The organism is Zoogloea dura (assembly GCF_012927165.1).
GTDB classification, from domain to species: domain Bacteria; phylum Pseudomonadota; class Gammaproteobacteria; order Burkholderiales; family Rhodocyclaceae; genus Zoogloea; species Zoogloea dura.
This window is the reverse complement of sequence record NZ_JABBGA010000062.1, coordinates 1-4,077: the sequence shown is the minus strand read 5'-3', so window position 1 is coordinate 4,077 and position 4,077 is coordinate 1. Positions and strand designations below refer to the sequence as shown.

The following is a 4,077-nucleotide window of genomic DNA, read 5'->3' as shown; positions in this document are numbered from 1 at the left end:
ACGCCCCCACCCCTGAGAAAGGCCCGCTGACCATGCTGATCGACCTGCACGCCCACGCCCCGCACCCGGATTACTACGACCAGGACCCGTACTGGGGCCCGGCCTTCGAATCGCAACCCGACGGTGACATCAAGCTGCGGGTGGGCGACTGGATCCTCAGCCTGGGCGCCCCGGAGCGCAAAGCGGCCTTGCGCAAAGCCAAGGCCGAAGGGCAGGCGCTGAACGTGCAGGACTACATGGCCCGCTGGCGTGACCCGAAGACCCGCCTGGCCGGCATGGACGCCGCCGGACAAAACGCCCAGGTCGTCTCGGTGCCGTCCCACTGCTACATGTACTGGACCCCGCTCGAGTACGCGATCCCCTTCGCCCGCAAGGTCAATGACGTGCTCGCCGAATACTGTTCCGGCGCGCCGGATCGTCTGATGTTCTGGGCCCAGGCCCCGCTTCAGAATCCCGAGGAAGCAGCCAAGGAAATCCGCCGTGCGTGCACCCAGCTGGGGGCCAAGGGTCTTGGCGCGGGCGGCTCCAACTTCGGGGGACTCGAATTCGACTCCCGCGAGATGGACCCGGTCTGGGAAGCCCTGTGCGATCTGGACTTGCCGATGTTCGTGCACGGCTACAACCAGTCGGTGACCTGGGGCAAGAACGCCAACAGCGACCGCTACGAGACTACCGCCATCGTCGGCATGAACTACGACGAGACCAAGGCCTTCTGGTACCTGGTGAACGGCGGGGTCTTCGACCGCTTCCCGAAGCTCAAGGTGTACATCACCCACGGCGGTGGTTTCGTGCCCTATCAGCTGGGTCGCCTGGCCCAGACCAACCCGAACCTCGACACCTTCCACAACAAGAAGCCGGTGCTCGATTACCTGAAGAACTTCTACTTCGACGTCGAGCTGCACGAGCTGCCGATGCGCCAGGCGCTGATCGACGTGATTGGTGCGGACCGCATCCTGTACGGCTCGAACTTCGGTGGCAGTGACGCGGTGCGGCATGATCTGACCGACGGTCTGCGCCTGTCGGACGATGACCTGCAGAGGATTCGCTGGAGCAATGCCTGCGAGCTGCTGCACCTGGACCCGGCCAAGGTGGGCGCGGTTGCAAAGCAGGGGGAGGCAGCATGAAGATTGCCCGCTGCACCGAGGGCGGCGCCCCGTTCTGGGCACTGGTCGATACCGACACCCAAACCCTGCAGCCCATTGCCGGTGCCTTTGCTGACTGGGGCCCGGCGCTGACTCGGGCCATCGCAGCTGGCAAGGCAGAGGAAGGGCGCGCCGCGCTGCCGCTGGCGGGGGAAGCCCGTCCGCTGGACAGCGTGCGTCTGCTGCCGCCGATTGAGCCGATCAACCGGGTAGTGGTGGCTGGCGCCAACTATGCTAAGCACCTTGCCGACGACTTCGGCCTCAAGGCGCCGCCCCAGCCGATTGCGTTCCTGAAGGCCTACGGCGCGCTGATCGGCGCCCATGATCCGATTCGCTATCCGCCGCTCACCCAGGAACTCGACCACGAGGTCGAGCTAGTGGTGGCTGTCGGCTCTGCTCCGGTGGATCTCGCCGACCCGCTGGCCAGCGTGCTGGGCTACACCGTCGGCAACGACGTGAGTGCCCGTGACCTGCAGCGCAGCGGCCCGGTGGGCATCGGCATGGATCTCTTCGCCGCCAAGAGCCAGGACGGCAGTACCGGCCTCGGCCCGTGGATCGTCACCCGTGACGAGTTTCCGGCCGGCAGCCCCAAGTTGCGCCTGACGCTCAAGGTGAATGGCGAAACTCGCCAGGACGGCAACACCGCCGAGATGACTTGGGACGTGGCCCAACTGGTGGCCTTCGTCCAGGCGCGCTCCAGCTTTGCCGGTGGTGACGTGATGTTCACCGGCTCGCCGGCGGGTGTGGGGCAGGGCACCGGGCGCTTCCTGAATCCGGGTGATGTGGTCGAGGCCAGCGTTGACGGCATCGGCACGATCTGCAACGTCGTCGGCCCCAAGGCCGGCGCCTAAACTAAAGAGAGATACAGCATGATTGCCAAAGACTCCCGCGTTGTTGTTGTGGGTGCCGGGCTGATGGGTACGGGGATCGCCCACGCGTTTGCCGCCAGCGGCTTTGCCACCGTCCTCGTCGACAGCAACGCCGAGGCCCTGGCCCGGGCCCAAGCGAGCATCCACGCCATCCTCGAGGGCGGGGTCAAGCTGGGCAAACTGGCCCCCGAGCTGGCCGACGCCGCCAAGGCCCGCCTGAGTACCCGCGAAGACCTGAAGGGCGCTGCCGAGGGGGCCTGCCTCCTCGTCGAAACCGTCTCCGAGAACCTCGCCGTCAAGAAAGCCGTCCTGACCGAAGCGGCCACGGTACTGGCGCCCGGCGCGATCATCGCCACCAACACTTCGGCCCTGTCGGTCACCGAGATCGCCGCCTCGGTGCCCGCCCCCGAGCGGGTCATCGGCATGCACTTCTTCAACCCCGTGCATAAGATGAAGCTGGTCGAACTGGTGCTGGGCATCGCCACCGACGCCGCCACCGTGGCCACCAGCCGGGCCTGGTGCGAGGCCATCGGCAAAACCTCAATCCTCGTCAACGAATCCCCCGGCCTCACCACCAGCCGTATGTCCGCCATGCTCGGCAACGAAGCCATGTGGATGCTGCAGGAAGGCACCGCCAGTGCCGAGGACATCGACACCGCCCTCCGGATGGGCTTCAACCACCCGATGGGCCCGCTCGAACTGGGAGATCTGACCGGCTGGGACACCCGCTTGTCGGTGCTGCGCTACCTGCACAGCACCCTCGGCGAGAAATTCCGCCCCTGTCCGCTGATCATCAAGATGGTCGCCGCCGGCCGCTATGGCCGCAAGAGCGGCCACGGCGTGTACCAGTACGACGAAGCCGGTCAACGTGTGCCCAACTCAGGCCTCAAGGCCAGCGCGCTATGAGCGACGTCTACATCGTCGAAGCCGTCCGGACCCCGGTCGGCAAATACAAGGGCAGCCTGGCCGGCGTGCGCGCCGATCACCTCGGCGCCCACGTGCTCAACGCCCTGGTTACCCGTGCCGGGATCCATCCGGCCGACGTGAGTGACGTCCTCTTCGGTTGCGTCACCCAGGTGGGCGAACAATCGGCCAACATCGCCCGTACCGCCCTGCTGGGCGCCGGCTGGCCGGTGACCATCCCCGGCCTGACCATTGACCGCAAATGCGGCTCCGGCGAAGTGGCCGTGCATGTCGGTGCCGGGCTCATCGCTGCCGGCAGTGCCGAGGTCGTCGTCGCCGGTGGCGCCGAGAACATGAGCCGCGTGCGCATGGGCGGCAACCGGGAAATCTACGGTGAGGCCTTCGGCTGGCTCGCCGCCGAACGCTACGAGCTGACCAGCCAGGGTGAAGCCGCCGAGCGGGTCGCCGAGCACTGGAAGCTCACCCGCGAAGCGCTCGACGCCTTCGCCGTGCGCAGCCACCAGAAAGCCGCCGCGGCGGCCGAGGCCGGCTACTTCACCCGGGAAATCGCCCCCGTTCCTGTCAATGACCTCAAAGACAAGGACTGGGCCGAGCCCACCGTCGCGCTGTTCAGCGCCGACGAAACCATCCGTCCTGGTACAGCCGCCGAAAAGCTGGCCACCCTCAAGAGCAGCTTCCGTCCTGAGGGTCGGCTCACCGCCGGCAATTCCTCACAGATCTCCGACGGCGCCGCGGTGCTGCTGCTGATGTCGGAAGCTGCGGTCAAGCGCCTGGGCGTCACCCCGAAAGCGCGGATCCGCGCCTTCACCACGGTCGGCTCCGATCCGACGCTGATGCTCACCGGCCCGATCGCGGCGACCCGCCGGGTGCTGGCGCAGGCCGGGCTGAGTCTGGCGGACATCGACCTGTACGAAGTGAACGAAGCCTTCGCCCCGGTGCCGCTGATGTGGCAGCAGGAGCTGGGCGCGGACCTGGAGAAGCTCAACGTGAATGGCGGGGCGATTGCGCTGGGTCATCCGCTGGGGGCCAGCGGGGCCCGGATCATGACATCCCTACTGTACGAGTTGGAGCGTCGGGGTGGCCGTTACGGGCTGCAGGCGATCTGCTGTGCGGGCGGGATGGGTACCGCAACGATCATCGAG

General features: G+C 66.9%; 4 protein-coding genes. All 4 read left to right on the top strand.

The features are described from left to right. On the top strand, positions 1–1,124 hold a 1,124-nt coding region (locus tag HHL15_RS25935; protein ID WP_235943680.1), incomplete at its 5' end, for an amidohydrolase family protein. Continuing rightward, positions 1,121–1,993: a fumarylacetoacetate hydrolase family protein gene (locus HHL15_RS25930; protein ID WP_169148658.1), complete on the top strand. Its 873-nt coding sequence runs from the start codon at positions 1,121–1,123 to the stop codon at positions 1,991–1,993. The genes HHL15_RS25935 and HHL15_RS25930, both read left to right, overlap by 4 nt. Before the next feature lie 18 nt (positions 1,994–2,011). Next, on the top strand, positions 2,012–2,917 hold the full coding sequence (locus HHL15_RS25925) for a 3-hydroxyacyl-CoA dehydrogenase (protein WP_169148657.1): 906 nt from the start codon (positions 2,012–2,014) through the stop codon (positions 2,915–2,917). After that, on the top strand, positions 2,914–4,077 hold a 1,164-nt coding region (locus HHL15_RS25920), incomplete at its 3' end, for a thiolase family protein (RefSeq protein ID WP_169148656.1). The genes HHL15_RS25925 and HHL15_RS25920, both read left to right, overlap by 4 nt.